Source organism: Candidatus Krumholzibacteriia bacterium (genome assembly GCA_035649275.1).
Classification (GTDB): domain Bacteria; phylum Krumholzibacteriota; class Krumholzibacteriia.
Map to the genome: position 1 here is coordinate 1 of DASRJW010000119.1, position 16,314 is coordinate 16,314.

Here is a 16,314-nt window from a genome sequence, read left to right on the forward strand (position 1 = left end):
CTCACCGGTGATGGGCAGATCGGGCGCCGCGCAGCCGTAGCCCACGTAGGGGCCGTCGGTCTCGAGGCGGACGAAGACGTTGGTCGTGGACTCGATGCTCTCGTAAGCGATGGCGTAGGGCTCGGAGAGCCGCATCGTCACCGGCCAGGCTTCGACACGCGTGATCTTCATGCCACGAACCCTTCGAGGGAGGCGCACGCACCCTCACGGGCGAGTTACGCGGGCGGCCGAGTGATCGCCAGGAGTGAGGGGCTGCTTCCGCCCGGCGTTGTTTGAGCCCCGTGAGGGTGCGTGCGCCTCCCTCGAGCCGGGTGATCTTCGTGAGTTGCGCCGCCCCTCAGTAGCGGGTTTGGTAGATCTCGTCCAGGCTCATGCCCTTCAGGTGCTCCACGAGCTCCACCAGATTGCGCACCATGACCTCCCACATCTTCTCGCCTTTCTCGCGGCTCGCTTTCGTGGGATCGCCGAGCACGCCACTCGAGGAAAGGCGGGCCGTGCGGGCGTACCAAGTGATGCTGCGCTTGGAGGTGAAGTCCAGGTAGTCGCTGGAGAACTTCGGCACGAGCTTGCGCGCCTTGTCGAGCCGCACGAGTTCGGGACGCGTGGCGAGCGTGGTGCTCGTCTCGATCTCGCCGGCGTGCACGTCATTCGGCGTCTCCGCCATGGAATTCACATCGGCGTCGCTCGTCTCCCCCGTGTCCACGCAGGTGAAGATGTGAGCGTCGCGGTTGATTAACTGTGCGGCGAAGTGCAGGGCCGGGGAGTTACCGCCGTGGCCGTTGAGCACGATGAGCTTGGTGATGCCCTGCCGCGCCAGATTCATGCCGATCTCGTAGACCAGGCGCGACAGCGTTTCAGGGCCGATGCTCACAGTGCCAGCGAAATCCTCGTGATGATAGGACACGCCGTAAGGGATGAGGGGCAGAACGAGGGGTCTCGGCTCCTTGCAGCGCGCCGCCACCTCACGTCCCAAGTGCTCGGCATCGTAGGAATCCGTGTCGAGAGGCAGATGGGGGCCGTGCTGCTCGATGGCGCCCACCGGCAGCAACGCCACGTCCACCTTGCGCAGCCGCTCCTTCGCTTCCGGCCAGGTGAGCTCACCCCAGAGGAAACGCTCCGGCGTCGGCGAGCGCTCCGGAGCAGACCCATCGGGCTTCGCCTGGTCGGGTGGTGCCTGGGGACCGACAGAATGCCGCGCCTGTGATTCGGCGGAATCGTGCGCCCGAGAGGCGACGAGAAGTGACGCTTGGGGACCCACCGAAGGCTGTGCTTGGGGACCAGCGGGATGTGCCGCCCGGTTCACCTCGACGAAGGCGTCGCAACGCACCCAGGCCCGCCCTTCGCGACGCACCGCGCCCTTCGCGTGGCTCAGATAGATGCGGAGCAAGCGCTCCTGCAGGTCCTCCGGGATGTCGTCGAGAGGCGAGCGCTCCGGATCGAGCCGCAGCTGCATGACCTCGGGATGGCTGCGCGGCCGCAGTACGCCCTCGCCGGCCGGCAGCCGCCCCTTCTGCTGCAGCACGTAGAGGACGTGCGAGGCACAGTCGGCTTCCTGATGCACGCCGGCAGTGGCCAGGGCCCGGAGACAGTTCTCCACCTGCGCCGGCGTGTAGCCGCAGAGCGCAGGATCGACGGTCGACGCCACCAGCATCCCCACGATCCGCCTGCACTTCTCGCACTTGCCGCAGGGACGCACGCGCCCATCCTCCAGGTGCGCCGCATGGCACGACACCTGGTGCACGAAGAGATCGGGGTACCGCCGCGCCAGGATCTTCTGCACCAGGAACTCCGACAGCGGCCGCAGCAAGGAGAACTGCCGCACTCCCCAGCCCCGACGCTGGAAATAGCGGCTCAGCTCGCGGTCGAAGAACCGACTTTGGTCGTAGAGGCCGTCGTAGTGGGAGATGCCCTGGAAAACGGCGCGTCTCGTGGTGTCGTACTCGTCGCCGATGACGAGCCGGCCGATGCCGCGCTTGCGGAGGAGCGGCAGGGCGCCGAAGAGGAACACCGCCACCGTCCACAGGCGGATCGGGTAGTCGTCGGCGCGTACGCTGAGGAAATCCGGGCGGATGAAGGGCAGGTGCCGTTTGAACCAAGCGAAGACCCGGTCCGAGTTCGTCCACACTCGCGCGGTGCCGGGATGCTCCACAGCGAGATGCTTGTAAGCGTTGCGCGCCGTCAGCCAGTGGTTTCCCGACTCGTTGATGAAGATCGGATGCAACTCCTGGCCGATCTCGCGCAGGAGACCGAAGGAGAGCAGGCTGTCCTTGCCGCCACTGGAGAGCACGGCGACACTCTCCTGGCGGGCGCTCCAGCCGGCAGTGGCCCGCGCATCGTCGTTACTGGGAGGCCGCCGGCGCGGTGCGGTGCCCACCGACTCATTCGTGAAGCGCAAGCGCGCGTGCGTCCAGCGCGACGGTCGCACCACGGGCAACGACGCCGCCGGGCCAAGGAGGAACGGGTTCGGCTGCAGGAACTTTTTGACCGCGATCTCGCGCGAGGTGTTTTCCATCATCTTCTCGATGAAGTCGCGGTCGGCGGCGTCGTAGTCCCCGTGGAAGACGATCTCTTCGCAGAAGAGGCCGTAGTTGATCGCGATTTGCGCCGCCATCATCCGAGCGAGGGCTAGGCCTTCGGGATCGGAGGGATCGAAAACCTCTTCTTCGTAACGGTAGATGTGCTCCGTGCTGGCTGCCTTGCCCTTGCGGATGAGGGTGTAAGGAGTGACGAGGCGGTGCGGTTCGAGGCGCACCGGGCCGACCTCGAGACGGTCGATCACGTGCAGACAATTCCAGGCATCCGCTCCGCCAGAGGCTGCTGCGGGGACCGGGCGGGCGTGGCGGCGGCCCCCGGACTTCCGGCTCGCGGCCGGAGAAGCGACAGGTGGACGCCGGAGTGTCTTTTTCTTGGGCGGCATCGTGGGTTCGAACCTCGCTGGACGCTTCCCGGCCGCTCCGCGGGCGGTGGCGAAGCCACACCCGAGGACGAGCACGCCGGGTGCCGGAGTCGCGGGGATTATCTCAGTGAGGGGGCTCGGCCGTCACGCAGCGTGCAGGCGTTCCAGTCACCCCCAGGGGTGTCAGGAAGGCCCCGATATCGTCGACGCGTGCGGGACAAAATGGAGGAGTTCCGGGGCGGCGATGCTACACTCCCCAGCGACGCCGCAGACTCCGACCCCCCCGGTGTTTCCTATGAGCGTTCAAGTCCGCATGCCGTCCCTGATCGACCGTACTTATCTTCGGGTCGCCGGCAGCTCGTGGCGCATTCGCCAGCACACTTCTCGTATCGTTCGACTGCACGGCCCGTCGGCGAGCCTCAAGGTTCCGATCATCAACGGCGTGGGTTACGGCAACATCGAGGTGGAACGGGAGGTTCTGTACCCCCTGCTTGCCTGGCTCACCCATTGCCGGAAAGGGACGTTTATCGATGTCGGCGCCAACATTGGCCAAACTCTCCTGGTCACGCTGGTCGCGGGCCAGCTGCACCGCTACATCGGCTTCGAACCGAGCTCTTGTTGTTGTGCCTATCTGCACCGCTTGCTCGAACTGAACGGTCTGCGACACTGTCAGATACTGCCCGTCGGCTTGTCCGATCGGGTTCGCATCGCCGAGCTGCATTACAACGTCGACTATGACGTCTGTGCCAGCACGACGCCGGGATTCCGCCCCAAGGCTTTCTTTCAAAGCCGCGAGCATGTCGTCCTCATGCCCGGCGACGAGGTCTTGCGCCGTTGCGAACTGGACGAAATCGGCATGATCAAGATCGATGTCGAGGGTGGGGAGCTCGAGGTCGTCCGGGGCCTGCGCGAGACGATCGCGAGACACAAGCCGATCCTGTTGCTGGAAGTCCTGCCTTATCTCCATCTCGAGACCGACGCGAGGGTCTTCCCTGAAATCACCACGGCCGAGAGGCAGGACATCGTCGCCGAACGGAAGCGGCGGACGGAGGCCTTGGAGGCGTTCGTTCGCGACCTGGGGTACGGGTTGTATCGGATCGAAGAAAACGGTGACCTTACCCCGACTCCTTGGATGCGAGCCGAAGGTCCGGAGCAACGCACGGAAATGAACTTCCTCGCCCTGCACGACTGCGAGAAGGCGGAATTCGAAGCCGGAGCGTCGGGGCGGCTGAGGCGGCCAGCGGGCTCTCCAGTGCTGCAGCATTCCCAGCCGGCTTGATGCATCCTCGTGCCTACCGACCCCTCGGGCAAGCGAGCGGTCCGCACCCATTCGATTCGGGATGCTTCAGCGGGAGGACTCGGCGGTGAGCCCGGGAGCTTGCCGCTGCAGCCAGGGGCCGAGGGCAGTCAGGACGGGGCTGACGCCGTCGCCAAGGGGGTCGCAAGCGGGCAGGCCCGTTTCGTTGCGGATGGCGGCGCATGCAGCGGGGATCTCCGCCGGTGCGAGACCCTCGTGGTTCACGGTGATCGCGACCACGGGCTTGCCGCCGATGAGCTCGACCGCCTGGATCTGCTGTGGCAGCGAGTGCAATGGATAACCCGGGAAGCCGTCGTACTCCCGGCGCGCCGGTGCATGCTGGAGGATGATGACATCGGGCCTGCCGGCGGCGAGGATCTCGTAACCGCCGGGGTAGGCGGGATTCATTAGACTCCCCTGTCCCTCGATGACGATCACTTGAGCGCCCGATTCCTTCCACGCGCTCCACACCGCGTGCTCGATCTCGCCGGCGACGAAGTCGTTCACTAAAGAGTCGAGGACGATGCTGTGACGGGCGCCCTGCATCCACGCGGTTTGCCCGGTGCCGACGAGCTCGGTCCTCCATCCGGACGCCTGCAGTGCGTCGACCAGGATCCAGGCGGTAGTGCGCTTGCCGATGGCGCTGTCGGTGCCGAGGACGGCGATCTTGAGGCTCGTCACCGCCTCGATCTTGCCGCTGAAGAAGTGGAGCGTACTGCGGTCGGGAGGCCGACGCACGTCGCGCAGGCGTGCCCCCGACGTTGCCGCGAGCGCCCGCATCCCCGGATCGTCGCCGAGGAAGTCGTGCAGGCCCGAGTCGACGTGCAGCCCAGCGCGCAGCGCCGTCATGATCTCGCCCCGCGCCGCCGGCGGCAGGCGCCCGCCGTCCGGGGCGAGGCCGACGACGAGGTGCGTCGCCGGACGGCCCGAGGCCGACGTCGCCGCGATGGCTTCCTCCACGCTCGCATGGATCGGGATCCCCGCCGGCCGGCCGTCAAGGATCGCCCCGGCATCGGCGCCGGCGTGGCGGGCGTCGACGACGCAGCGCACCCGGTAACGCCGCGTGCGGCGCACGAGTCCGTGCGCCGTCTTGCCGTTGGTGGTTCCGAAGGCGCCCTGGCAGTAGACGATCGCGTCCCCTTCGGGCAGGGCGCTCACGCCTTTCTCCCAGTGAGGATGACGATGTAGCGGTCGCCGGGGAGCGGGTCCCGCCGGTGGCGCTCGAGGAGCGCCACGAGGCCGGCGGTCGAGGCAGGCAGCACGTTCAAACCCTCGCGCTCGCGGATCAGCTTGGCGAAGTCGAGCAACGACTTGTCGGAGGCGTTGGCTGCCCAACCGTCGGTCTGGCGCACGGCGGTGAGGGCGTGGTCGCCGTCGATGGAGTGCCAGTTGATGAGGGGCTCGTTGATCGGGGTCTCGCGCACGAAGCGCGGGTGCAGGTTCTCGCAGCGCGGGTTGCGGTTCAGCCACGCCTGGACGATGGGGTTCTTGCGGAAGGACGAACCCGCCACGATGCGCGGGACACGCGAGGTCTTGCCACGCCGGTAGAGGCTGACGAAACCCTTGTGGATTCCAGCCAGAGTGGTGCCGTTCGACACCGGCACGGCCACCACGGCCGGGGCGTCGCGCAGATCATCGTAGATCTCGTAGGCGATCTCGCCGTAGGCCCGCAGATGGATGGACGTGTTCGGGCCCCCGGGGTTGGCATCATAGATCTCCTCGACCTCGGCGCGGGCGCGGGAGAGCGCCACGGCTTCCTCGTAGTCTTCCCCGGCCCGGACGATGGTTGCCCCGCGCTCCTCGATCTCCTGCACGCGCTTGGTGTGGTAGTTGAGCGGGATGTAGACGATGCAGCGCAGGCTGCCGAGCTCGGCGGCCACCGACAAGGCGGCGCCGTAGTTGCCGCAGGTGGCCACCGTCACCGCTTCGTAGCCACGCCGCATGGCGTCGAGCACCTGGGCGAAGGCGATGCGGTCCTTCTGGCTCCCCGACGGGTTGCTGCCCTCGAATTTGGCGTAGATCTGCCGCAGGCCGAACTCGCGCTCCAGGTTCCGCAAGCGGGTGAGCGCGGTGTCGCCGATCTCCGAGTCGATGATGTCCTCGTAGGCTTCCAGGCGCTCTACCAGGGGCAAATCGCGATTCGAGGCCTTGCGGCGGTGCGCGTCCAGCTCCGGGACAATGACCTGGCCGCCGTCCAAGACGTAGTACTGCGAGCCGAGGTCGATGCCGTTAGCGGTCTCGGTGGTGACGGTGGAGGAGCCGTTGGGCGCCGACGTGGCGGCCGCCGCGGTGTCGGCGGGAGCTCGGGGGTGAGGATCGGGATCGTCCGGCATCGTCTTCCTCGCGTCGGAGGCGTTGCCCGGAAACGAGTTGCTCGTCCGGGAGGCCTCTCCGTCCCGCGCGCTGGTGGTGCGGGACGGGCGAACAGTAATGCAGTCGCGAGTCGACTTCAAGATGGCGGTGCTCCTCCCGTGTCGTCCAGAGCAAGCTCGGGGCCATTCGCGGGTCAGGGGGGAAGCAGGGGCTCGTGAACCGGACAGGAACGCCCCGCAGTGTCGATGGACGACGAGGGGCGCTTCATGGTCCTTCCATGTCGCCGTGAGCGAGTCCTGGAGGGTGTGCATCCTTGCCAATGAAGACGGCCCGAGTGCCTGGATCCGGGGGAAGGGCCGCGCCTGCCAGAGTTCAGGGGGCGCTGGCCGCGCGGGTGCTCATACCGGCGCCTGCGGGCCGGCTTCGACCCACTGGCGCAAGCGCTCGCGCAGGCCGCCGGGGAGGATGCGGGTGGCCACGTCGGTCACCGTGTGCAGCAACTGCACGATGTCCTCGGGCCCTTCCCAGTGCTGGCGCAGCTTGTCCTCGCCGCTCCGATGCATCAAGCGCAGCAGGCAAATGGCGATGAGGTAGATGTCGTCGATCTGGCCGAGGAGCGGGATGAAGTCGGGGAAGATATCGAAGGGGCTCATCGCATAGGCGGCCGCGGCACCGAGGAGGACTTTGTCCAGGATCGGCACCTCAGGGTCGGCGAGCAGTCGCCAGACGAGCTGGACGAGTCGCGGCACGAAGGTCGCGAGCTGGCGCCAGCGCTCTTTGTCGCTGGCGGGCGCGTCCGGCTCTTCGGGCTCCAGCTGCGCCGATTCGCCGCGCTGCCCTTCGGCCTCGTCATCCGGGGGCGTCTCTGAGCTCATGATGGTTCCGTCCGGGTTCGCCTCTCGCACGGCAGGAGGATAATCCGCACCCGCCGCGCCGTCCACCCTTGGTCGGGCGGCGTTTTTCCGGCACCATGGCTGGGGGAATTCCCGGCATCATGGCCGGGGGGAAGAGGTGTGACGCCGCGGTGCCCGAGAAACCCCGCATCCTCCAGGTTGGGCCGATTCCACCGCCCATCGACGGCGGCATCGCCGCCTACCTCGAGGGCCTGCTGCAGTCGGCCGTCGCCGAGCGCTACGAGATGCGCCCATTCACCGTGCGCGTCCCTGCCGCCTACCGCCACGTGCGCGGCCTGCGCCCCCTGCTCAGCCTGCAGTTCATGGGCCGCTTCGCCCGCAGCCTGCGGCGCGAGCGGCCCGCTCTCGTCCACATCCACTCGTCGGCGCATCTCGGTTTCTGGGAGAAGGCCTTGTTCGCGCGGATGGTGCGGCGTCACGCGCTCCCGTGCCTCTTCCATCTCCACGGTGGAGATTTCGACCGCTTTCTCCTCGGGCTCTCGCCGCGCCGCGCCAGTGCAGCGCGCCGGGTGCTGCAGGGGACGAGCGGCGTGGTCGTTCCTTGCGCGGGCTGGCGCGCGCTGGTGGAAGGCTTCGCCGCGCCCGGTCGGGTCCACGTGGTGCCCAACGCCATCCACGTTGGCGCTTTCCCGGAGCGCACGGTGCCTCGAGACCAGGGCAGCGTGCGTCTTCTCTTCCTCGGTTTCGTCAGCGCCCGCAAAGGCCTCGACGAGCTCCTGCAGGCGGTGCAGGAGTTGCTTCGCACGGGCTGCACAGGTTTCGAGCTGGACATCGTGGGTGGCGAGGAGGACAGGGGCCAGCTGCTGCACTACCGGCAACTGTACCGCGCCGCCGGCCTCGGCGAGCGGGTGCGCTTCCATGGCACCAGGCTGGGGCGAGAGAAGCTCGGTTTCCTGCAGCGCGCCGACCTCTTCGTCCTCCCGTCGCGGAACGAGAGCTTCGGCATCGCCAACCTGGAGGCCATGGCGAGTGGCCTACCTGTGGTCTCGACGCGCACCGGCGCCATCCCGGAATACCTGGAATCGGGGGTGCACGGGCTCCTCGTGGACCCGGGCGACGCCAAGGGTCTGGCCGAGGCATTGCGCCGCTTGATCCTGGACGCCGATCTACGGGCGCGGCTCGGCGCGGCGGCGCGGCAGCGGGCGCGCGATTACGACTGGGGTGTCGTCGCCTCCAGCGTCGCCGCAGTGTACGACCACCTGCTGCAAGAGCAGCCGGCTGCGCTGGCGCGCTGATGCTCCTCCCGGTCTTGGCCGGTGACGTCCTCGGAGCGGAGTGCTAGTCTTGCGGCCGGTTTCCGCGGCCATCGTTTCAAGGGCGCCGGTTCATGGCGCGGCTCGGTGCACCGCGTGTTTGTCGTTCCTGGAGCGCAGGAGGTTTCCATGTCCGTCGACATCCCGGCCACGCTCGGACAACAGGCGCAACATCTCCTCGAGCACCAGTGCCGCACGATCGCGAAGGACCAACTGCATTTGCCTGGGCCCGATTTCGTCGACCGCGTGTGGTTGCAGTCGGACCGTAACCCCATGACCCTGCGCAATATGCAGGCACTCTTCGGCTCCGGCCGGCTGGCCGGGACGGGCTACCTGTCGATCCTGCCGGTGGACCAGGGGATCGAACACTCTGCGGCGGCTTCCTTTGCCCCGAATCCGCTCTACTTCGATCCGGAGAACATCGTGAAGCTCGCCATCGAGGGCGGCTGCAATGCGGTGGCGACGACGCTCGGCAACTTGGGTACTGTGTCCCGGCGATACGCCCACAAGATCCCTTTCATCCTGAAGATCAACCACAACGAGCTTCTCTCCTACCCCAACACCTTCGACCAGACGCTCTTCGCCAGCGTCGAGCAGGCCTTCGACCTAGGCGCGGTTGCGGTCGGGGCCACCATCTACTTCGGTTCGGAGGAGTCGCGGCGGCAGATTCAGGAGATCCGCGAGGCCTTCCAAAATGCCCACGAGCTGGGGCTGGTGACGATCCTCTGGTGCTACCTGCGCAACGCCGCCTTCAAGACCAAGGAAGCGGATTACCATGCGGCGGCGGATCTCACGGGGCAGGCGAATCACCTGGGCGCGACGCTGGGGGCCGACATCATCAAACAGAAGATGCCGGAGAACAACGGCGGCTTCAACGCCCTGCAGTTCGGCAAGACGCACAAGAAGGTGTACGGCGAGCTGGTGACCGACCACCCCATCGACCTCTGCCGCTGGCAGGTGGTCAACAACTACATGGGGCGGATCGGGCTGATCAATTCGGGGGGCGCGGCCGGGGCGAACGACCTCTACGATGCCGTGAGCGCCGCAGTCATCAACAAGCGCGCCGGCGGCATGGGGCTCATCTCGGGGCGGAAGACTTTCCAGAAGCCGATGCGTGATGGCGTGGCTCTCTTCCACGCCATCCAGGACGTGTACCTATCGCCGCACGTCACCATCGCCTGACGTCGGTGGGGCGAGGACTTCGCGCTGCGGGACCGAGTGGCGGCACGCCCTTCATTTTGGGAATCGATTGTTCCCAGACTACGAGGCCTATTATCGCACCAGGATGAGCTTGCGCGCCGTGGCCACGGCGCCGCTTTGCAGCCGCACGACGTAGACCCCGCGAGCCACACGCGTGCCCGCCTCGCCGTTCCGGTCCCAGCTCATGAGGTACTCGCCGGGCGGACGCAAGTCTTGTGGGAGTGTGCGCACGCGACGCCCGGAGACGTCGAGGATCTCGAGACGCGTCTGTCCTGCGACAGCGAGGGCGTAGCGGAAGACCACCCCGTCGGCATTCTCGACCGGCGGGTAGAGTCTCGTGCGCCAGGCCGAAGCGCCCTCGACGGCGCTCAGCGGGGCTGATGCTTGCACACCATCGCTGCCTAGGAGGAGGAGCCGGTACCAATACGTCTGCCCCGGCGACACCTGGGTATCCTCGAAGGACATCGAGAGACTCGGCTGCTGACTGGCGAGGTCGACCCATGGTCCGGCGGCAGCGAGCGCACGCTGCACTTGAATGCGCTCGAGGAGCGGCAGTGCTTCCATCGCGAGTCGCCAGGTGAGCAGCACGCTTCCCGAACTCGACGCGGCGTTGAACTCTTGCAGCGTGATCGAGGTCGGGCCATCCAGCTTCTGAGCGTAGATGTCGTAGTCACGACCGCGGTCGTCGTCCCACGTAATGATGGCGCCTCCGTCCCCATCGGCGATCAACCGCGGCGTACCCTGAGGGTGGGGGGCGGTGCACACGGCGTTGGGGGCATCGAGGTTGCCGGTGACACCCACGCGCTTGGCGTAGACGTCTGAGTCGCCACTCGGCTTCACGGACTGCCAGGTGATGGCCGCCCCGCCCTCGACCGCGACCAAGCTCGGGGACGCGTCGGCGTCGGCAGCGGTGGCGATGCCCACCCCGTCGGTGGCCCAAAGGGTATTGCCGGTATCGTCGAGGCGCTGGGCGTAGACGTCGGCACTCCCTGTCCGCTGGTCTTGCCACGACACCAGGGCGCCCGCGGCTCCATCCGTGGTCAGTTGGGCATTGAACTGCGGGCCCGAGGCGGTGCAGACCGGGACGCCGTCGGCACTCCAGAGCAGCGCGCCGGAGCCGCTGATCCGTTGGGCATAGACATCGAGGGTGCCGGTGCGGTTGTCGTGCCAGGCGATGAGCGCCCCCCCGCTACCATCCGAGATCAGCTTCGTACCGGTTTGATTGCCCGCGGCGGTGCAGACAGCCACGCCGTTGGCGGTCCAAGAGGCTCCACCGGAGGCGTTGATCCTCTGCACGTAGACGTCCTGGGCGGTGGTGGCGGCGGTGCGGAAGTCCGTCCAGATGACGACGGCTCCCCCGGAGCCATCAGCGATCAGCTCGACACCGCCCTGGCTGTCCGTCGCCTCGCACACCGCCACGCCATCGGCGGTCCACAACGGCGTGCCCGCTGCGTTGATCCTCTGCGCGTAGATGTCGCCCACGCCGCTGCGGCCGTCCGACCAAGCGATGATCGCGCCCCCGGCTCCGTCGGACACCAGTTTGGGCCCCGATTGGTCGTTGTCGGCTCGGCAGATGGCTACGCCCGCAGCGTTCCAAAGGGGCGTACCCGCGGCGTCGAGGCGCTGCACGTAGAGGTCCTTGTTGGCGACGCCGCTACGCACATCCTCCCAGACGATGATGGCTCCTCCCGTCCCATCATGGACAGCTCGCGTGGTGATCTGGCCGAACTGGGATGGACAGACGAGGACTCCATCGGCGGTCCAACGAGGCGTCCCCGAGGCGTCGATGCGCTGCGCGTAGATGAGGCTCATGGGGGTGCGCTTGTCTTCCCAAACGATGATCGCCCCGCCGCTCCCGTCCGAGGTCAGCTGCGGGGACAATTGCACCCCTGCGGAGGTGCATACGGCGATGCCGTCCGAGGCCCAATCGCCATGGGCGGTGTTCACGACGGCGGTCAACGCAACGGTGCTCAGCGCCAACCACGATGCTGGACGGTTCACGACGGCCTTTCGACCACTGAAGGTGGTCCGATCTCGGGCCGAGGGGCGCGCGCGGTTTCGCCAGGCCGCAGACTCTGGGACTCGAAGCACAATTGAGTTGTGGGAGGCGAACCGGGCGAAAGATCGACCTCATGGGCGCCCATCGAACGGGTTCGCGCCTGACCGCTCCAGGCAGGAATCATGCCGCGGCGAAGGCCGAGGGCGGGCCTTCATCGGGTCACGGAAGGGCGCGCCATGCCGCCACGAATCTCCGGCTGGGAGGAAACCAGCAATTCGGCCTGCAGCCTGGGGCCTGTCCTCAGCGCAAGAGCGTCATCTTCTGCAGGTGCGTTCCTTCCTCGCTGAGGAGCCGGGCGAAGTAGATCCCGGAGGGCACCACACCGCCATGGTCGTCGTGACCATCCCAGGTGTGGGTGTGCGGTCCGGGCTCGGCAACGCCGCTCCAGAGCGTCCGGATCGACCGCCCGGCGGCGTCGAAGATCGAGAGGCTGACACGCTGCCGCCTGCCGAGCTCGAACACGATGCGCGTGTTCGGATTGAACGGATTCGGCACGTTCGGGTACAGGCGTACGGGGCGCGGCACGTTCTCGGTCGCTCTGGGGTCGAACCACACGGTGCCCAAGAGCTGCTTCTCGCCGTCGCGGTCCAGGCCGAGGATAGCGTAGCGCACCCTGGCGGCGGCCCCGATGTCGGCGAGGGAATCCACGAAGCGCCACAGGCTCGCTTCCCCTTGCCGGCGAGCCGGGTCGGTGAGCTCGCTGCTGCGCGCGACGAAGCCGTTGCCCAGATCCCGCAGCACGACGAAGGCACGGAACTCGGCGTCGAGGCTGGCTTCCCACTCCACGACGGCGTCTTCGCCATGACTCTTGGCGGTGAGATTGGAAAGGACGACGGGCGTCCGCGACCCGATGGCATACCAGAAGGGATCGAAGCCGCCGGTGGCGATCGACCGGTCGTTCCCGGTCCCGGTGATACCGTCCGCTGCCAGCGACACCGTCCAGATGCTCGGCCCCGAGGTATCGATGTAGTGATACGCCATCGTCTTGGCGTCGGGCGCGAAGGTGGGACGTCCCGTGGAGAGGAAGTTGTTGGTGACCAGGCCGACGGCGCCGTGCTCGAGATCCGCCGCCAGGACGCGCACATTGTTCGTCTCGTCGAGGTAGTCGAAAGCGATGACGAAGTCGGACACGGGGGAGAAAGTCGGGTTGCCGATACTGATGCCAGGAGGTTGGGGCGGGAAGACGCGGGTGATGTCACCATCTTCGGCCCGCATGACGTTGATATCCCAGTAGGAAAGAGTATCGCCCGCGGCGAGGACGGCGATGTTGAAGGCGTCGTACATCACGTAGTGTCCGTCGTTGGAATAATCGAGGACGTCGGCAAACAAGGCGGCATTGTCGCCTTCGCCGCCATAGTTCTGGCTCTTGATGACGAAGACACGGTCGTTCGCCGGCGTGTCCAGGTCGAAGAGGTAGATCCGCCCGTCGAAGGCGGTGGTGGTGGCGGCCAAGGAGCTCCCATCGGGGGCGAGGGAGACGTTCCACCACACCGGCTGGGTGGAGATCACGTGCTCGCCGGTGCCGTTGGAGTTCGCGGCGCGCAGTTGATGGGCGGCGTCGACGAAGACCATGGTCTGCCCGTCTTCGGTCAGCGTCGGTTTGTTGACGACGCCGACGCTGGACACGGTCTCCACCACACTCAAGTCGGGCTTGAAGCGGACGAGCTGGCCGCTGCCCGAATCGGTGGCGGTCAACCACTCCTCTCCTTCGACGGGCGGCAAGGTCGGTGGCGGTTCCGAAGGCTCGCCGGTGGTGATGCCGACGGCGTCGAAGGCTTGCGCGCAAGCCTGCGCCACCGCACCGCCAGCGCCATAGAGATCCTCGGCGGCGCGGATGACCGCCAGGCGGCAATCGATGAACTGCGCCGAGCGGGTCAGGTACAAGGTGAGGGCCCGATAGTAGATGCGCTCGGCCTTGCCCATGCGCTCCACGGCCGTGGCGCCGAGCGCGTTGCTGGTCGCCACGAGGTGGAAAGCGCGGTTCGGGATGCCGCTGTTGATGTGCACACCGCCCTTGTCCTCGCTGATCGGCAGGTCGCGGTATTGCGACATGTTGCCCGGCTGTTGCCCCCCGAACGCCACGTTGGGAGCACCAGGATCCTCCAGGTTGCGCAGCGCGTCGCCTGCCGTACCGGGCGTCGTGATCGATTCCCCGATGAGGAAGTTCGCCGTTCCCGGGTTGGCGAAGAATTCGGCCGCGGTGCCGAAGACGTCGGCGAAGGATTCGTTGAGGGCGCCGGACTGGAATTCATAGACGAGGTTCGCCGTGCGTTCCACGACGCCGTGGGACATCTCGTGTCCGGTGGCGTCGAGTGCCGCCGCCAGATCGGAGAAGGCATTGCCGTCCCCATTGCCGAACACCATGAGCTGGCCGTTCCAGAAAGCATTGTTGAAATTGCTCTTGAAGTTGACGACGAGTTCCATCGTGCCGCCCGCTCCATCGATGCTGTTACGGCCGTGGCGGCTGTTGTAGTAGTCGTAGACGACGGAGGCGTTGGCGGCCGCACTGACCTGGTTGGCCTTGCCGGTCCAGTCGTTGGGGTTGTTCGAGACGGAGAAAAAGAGGTTGCCCTCGCCGCCGTTCCGGGCATCCAGGACTCGGATTCCCCCTTTGACGACTTGCGGGGGATTGGACGCGGGGTTCCACATCGGCTTCGCGGCGTTGATGTTGAAGTAGTCGGCGCCGACTTGATAGAGGTCGAGAGCGCGATTGTTGCCGAAGAGGTCGTTGCCGGAACCGGAAACAGGGCCGTCGCTGGCCACGAGGCTGGTGGAGTGCAGCACGGTGCCGCTCTGGGCATCGACGAAAACGTCCTCGACGACATCGAGACCTGCTTGGACGCGCACCTTCCAGGCCAGCACCGGCTGTCCGTCCTGCAGGAAGACGACGAGGTCGGTGGCGGAGGCAGAGGCGGCGATTTGCGGCTGGGTCGCGGTGCCTCGAGCCGTTGCCTCGACCGCGGCGCAAGCGGTGGGGCGGGCGGCGGCAGCGGCAAACCGCGGCGCGACGTCGAGGCCACGGGGAGTCGGCGCCAGCCGGCCGTTGAAGGCGATGACGTTCCCGTCCTGCACATGCACCCAGGCGTCGCAGGCCCACACTTCGAGACCCCGGTACACCTGCTGGTAACGTAGATGGGTCTGACCGAGCGCGTCGGTCTGCGTGGCCAGGAGCTGGAGCTCGTCGGCGGGGGCAGCGAGGGCCAGCGTCGAGGCCCAGCGTTGCCAGAATCCCTCGGCAGCTGCCACGGCGACATCCAGGGCGGCCGCCTGTCGAGAGGCGGAGGCAGCCCCTCCGAGGTCGTCGCCGGTCATGAAGAGGGCTCGACCCTCATGGCGCACGATGCGCACATCGGTCTGCCTGAACAGCGACGTTGGGCTCGAGGAAAGGGTGCTCTTCGACGACGAAGCGGAGGTGCTGTGAGCCGCGCTTCGGAGCTGGGAGAGTCGGGCGCGGAGCGCATCCCCTTCGGCGAGAACCGCAGCAGGATCCACGGGATGGCGCGCCGCTTCGATGCGGGCCAGGCGCGTTGCGAAGGGTGTTTTCGCGGCGGAGTTCAGCACGGCGTTCGCTGGGGGCTTCGAAGCGACTGCACTTGCAGCGAGCGGTACGGTTTCCCAGGTTGCCGGTCGCGACCACAACGCTTCGAGACTCGTCGCTCCGGTCGTGCCGGGCCACACCCGTAACGATGAGGCGCTCGCCGGCGTGGTCGGTGCAGCGCCATGCAGCAAAGTGGCCAGCAGGAGGACTCTGCCCGGGTGGAAACAGTGCAGCATGAGAATCTCCCTCATTCGTTTTTCGGCAATGAACGCACGATCTGCATGGCGGCTTCGAACGCCGTGGCCACTGGCGCCGCCGGGGCGTCGCCATCGATCCAGGTGTAACGCTTGCTGAGCTGCCCTTCACGCCAATCGAGGAACGCCGTCATATTGCCACGATTGCCCGTGGCCGCCTCCAAGGACGTGGTCATGCTGAGGGCCGTGTGGAGGTTCTCCACCTCCTTGCGTGGAGCTCTGCCGAGAAGCGTGGACTCAGGCTCCGCTTGCGCAGTGAGGCGTTTCCAACTTTCGACGCGCCCATCCGCGTGGATGCGGTACCCCGACCCACCTCCCGTGATGCCGCCTTCCGAGCCGATGGTCACGACCCAGCTGGACTCGGGGGAACTCCCCGTGCCGCCCTCGCGCTGCGAGCCGCAGGCAGGAATGCAGACCGACACAGCGAAGAGCGCAGCGACGGGCAGCAAAGCAATGCGCCCGATGGGGCGCCGCCGCAATGACACGCGCAGCCTCAGCATGCCGGTATGTCCCCGGGCCTCACGGACATCAGTGTGAAGCGATCATGATACCCAATGGGAACTGCCGCGGCAATGCGGTGCGCGGGATGC

At 66.9% G+C, this 16,314-nt stretch carries 10 protein-coding genes; 3 read left to right on the forward strand and 7 right to left on the reverse strand.

All coding sequences use genetic code 11. From position 1 onward, the window contains the following. Positions 1-337: 337 nt before the first annotated feature. The gene (locus tag VFE28_12700) at positions 338-2,779 is read right to left on the reverse strand and encodes a creatininase family protein (GenBank protein HZM16852.1); all 2,442 of its coding nucleotides are present in this window, start codon (positions 2,777-2,779) and stop codon (positions 338-340) included. Between the two features lie 412 nt (positions 2,780-3,191). On the opposite strand from VFE28_12700, the gene VFE28_12705 reads away from it, so the two are divergent. Then, complete coding sequence (locus tag VFE28_12705) at positions 3,192-4,175, forward strand: FkbM family methyltransferase (protein ID HZM16853.1); 984 nt, start codon at positions 3,192-3,194, stop codon at positions 4,173-4,175. 66 nt (positions 4,176-4,241) lie between these two features. On the opposite strand, the gene VFE28_12710 is transcribed toward VFE28_12705, so the two are convergent. From VFE28_12710 to VFE28_12720, 3 genes are all read right to left on the reverse strand, one after another. Beyond that, positions 4,242-5,351 (reverse strand): DUF1611 domain-containing protein, encoded by a 1,110-nt coding sequence (locus VFE28_12710; GenBank protein HZM16854.1) that lies wholly within the window; start codon positions 5,349-5,351, stop codon positions 4,242-4,244. Further along, on the reverse strand, positions 5,348-6,526 hold the full coding sequence (locus tag VFE28_12715; GenBank protein ID HZM16855.1) for a pyridoxal-phosphate dependent enzyme: 1,179 nt from the start codon (positions 6,524-6,526) through the stop codon (positions 5,348-5,350). The genes VFE28_12710 and VFE28_12715 overlap by 4 nt, the downstream gene beginning before the upstream one ends. Positions 6,527-6,904: 378 nt before the next feature. Beyond that, positions 6,905-7,381, reverse strand: coding sequence for a YkvA family protein (locus VFE28_12720; GenBank protein HZM16856.1), 477 nt, complete (start codon positions 7,379-7,381; stop codon positions 6,905-6,907). Between the two features lie 149 nt (positions 7,382-7,530). Here VFE28_12720 and VFE28_12725 point away from each other — a divergent pair, with 149 nt between their 5' ends. Both VFE28_12725 and VFE28_12730 read left to right on the forward strand, forming a co-directional pair. Beyond that, entirely contained in the window at positions 7,531-8,655 is a 1,125-nt protein-coding gene (locus VFE28_12725) for a glycosyltransferase family 4 protein (protein HZM16857.1), read from the forward strand. 147 nt (positions 8,656-8,802) lie between these two features. After that, the gene (locus tag VFE28_12730) at positions 8,803-9,855 is read left to right on the forward strand and encodes a class I fructose-bisphosphate aldolase (GenBank protein HZM16858.1); all 1,053 of its coding nucleotides are present in this window, start codon (positions 8,803-8,805) and stop codon (positions 9,853-9,855) included. A gap of 90 nt (positions 9,856-9,945) precedes the next feature. Here the strand turns inward: VFE28_12730 and VFE28_12735 are convergent, their stop codons facing one another. The 3 genes from VFE28_12735 to VFE28_12745 all read right to left on the reverse strand — a co-directional run bounded on the left by VFE28_12735 (position 9,946) and on the right by VFE28_12745 (position 16,224). Continuing rightward, a complete protein-coding gene (locus VFE28_12735) occupies positions 9,946-11,874 on the reverse strand; it encodes a FlgD immunoglobulin-like domain containing protein (GenBank protein HZM16859.1) in 1,929 nt (642 codons plus the stop codon). A gap of 298 nt (positions 11,875-12,172) precedes the next feature. After that, positions 12,173-15,706, reverse strand: coding sequence for a M4 family metallopeptidase (locus VFE28_12740; protein ID HZM16860.1), 3,534 nt, complete (start codon positions 15,704-15,706; stop codon positions 12,173-12,175). An 11-nt stretch (positions 15,707-15,717) separates the two neighbouring features. Beyond that, complete coding sequence (locus tag VFE28_12745; GenBank protein ID HZM16861.1) at positions 15,718-16,224, reverse strand: hypothetical protein; 507 nt, start codon at positions 16,222-16,224, stop codon at positions 15,718-15,720. Positions 16,225-16,314 lie beyond the last annotated feature (90 nt).

Excerpts from the sequence above, each read along its gene's own strand:
- VFE28_12705 (HZM16853.1), top strand. The coding sequence starts at position 3,192 with ATGAGCGTTCAAGTCCGCATGCCGTCCCTGATCGACCGTACTTATCTT.
- VFE28_12715 (HZM16855.1), bottom strand. The coding sequence starts at position 6,526 with ATGCCGGACGATCCCGATCCTCACCCCCGAGCTCCCGCCGACACCGCG.
- VFE28_12740 (HZM16860.1), bottom strand. The coding sequence starts at position 15,706 with ATGCTGCACTGTTTCCACCCGGGCAGAGTCCTCCTGCTGGCCACTTTG.
- VFE28_12730 (HZM16858.1), top strand. The coding sequence starts at position 8,803 with ATGTCCGTCGACATCCCGGCCACGCTCGGACAACAGGCGCAACATCTC.
- VFE28_12720 (HZM16856.1), bottom strand. The coding sequence starts at position 7,381 with ATGAGCTCAGAGACGCCCCCGGATGACGAGGCCGAAGGGCAGCGCGGC.
- VFE28_12745 (HZM16861.1), bottom strand. The coding sequence starts at position 16,224 with ATGCTGAGGCTGCGCGTGTCATTGCGGCGGCGCCCCATCGGGCGCATT.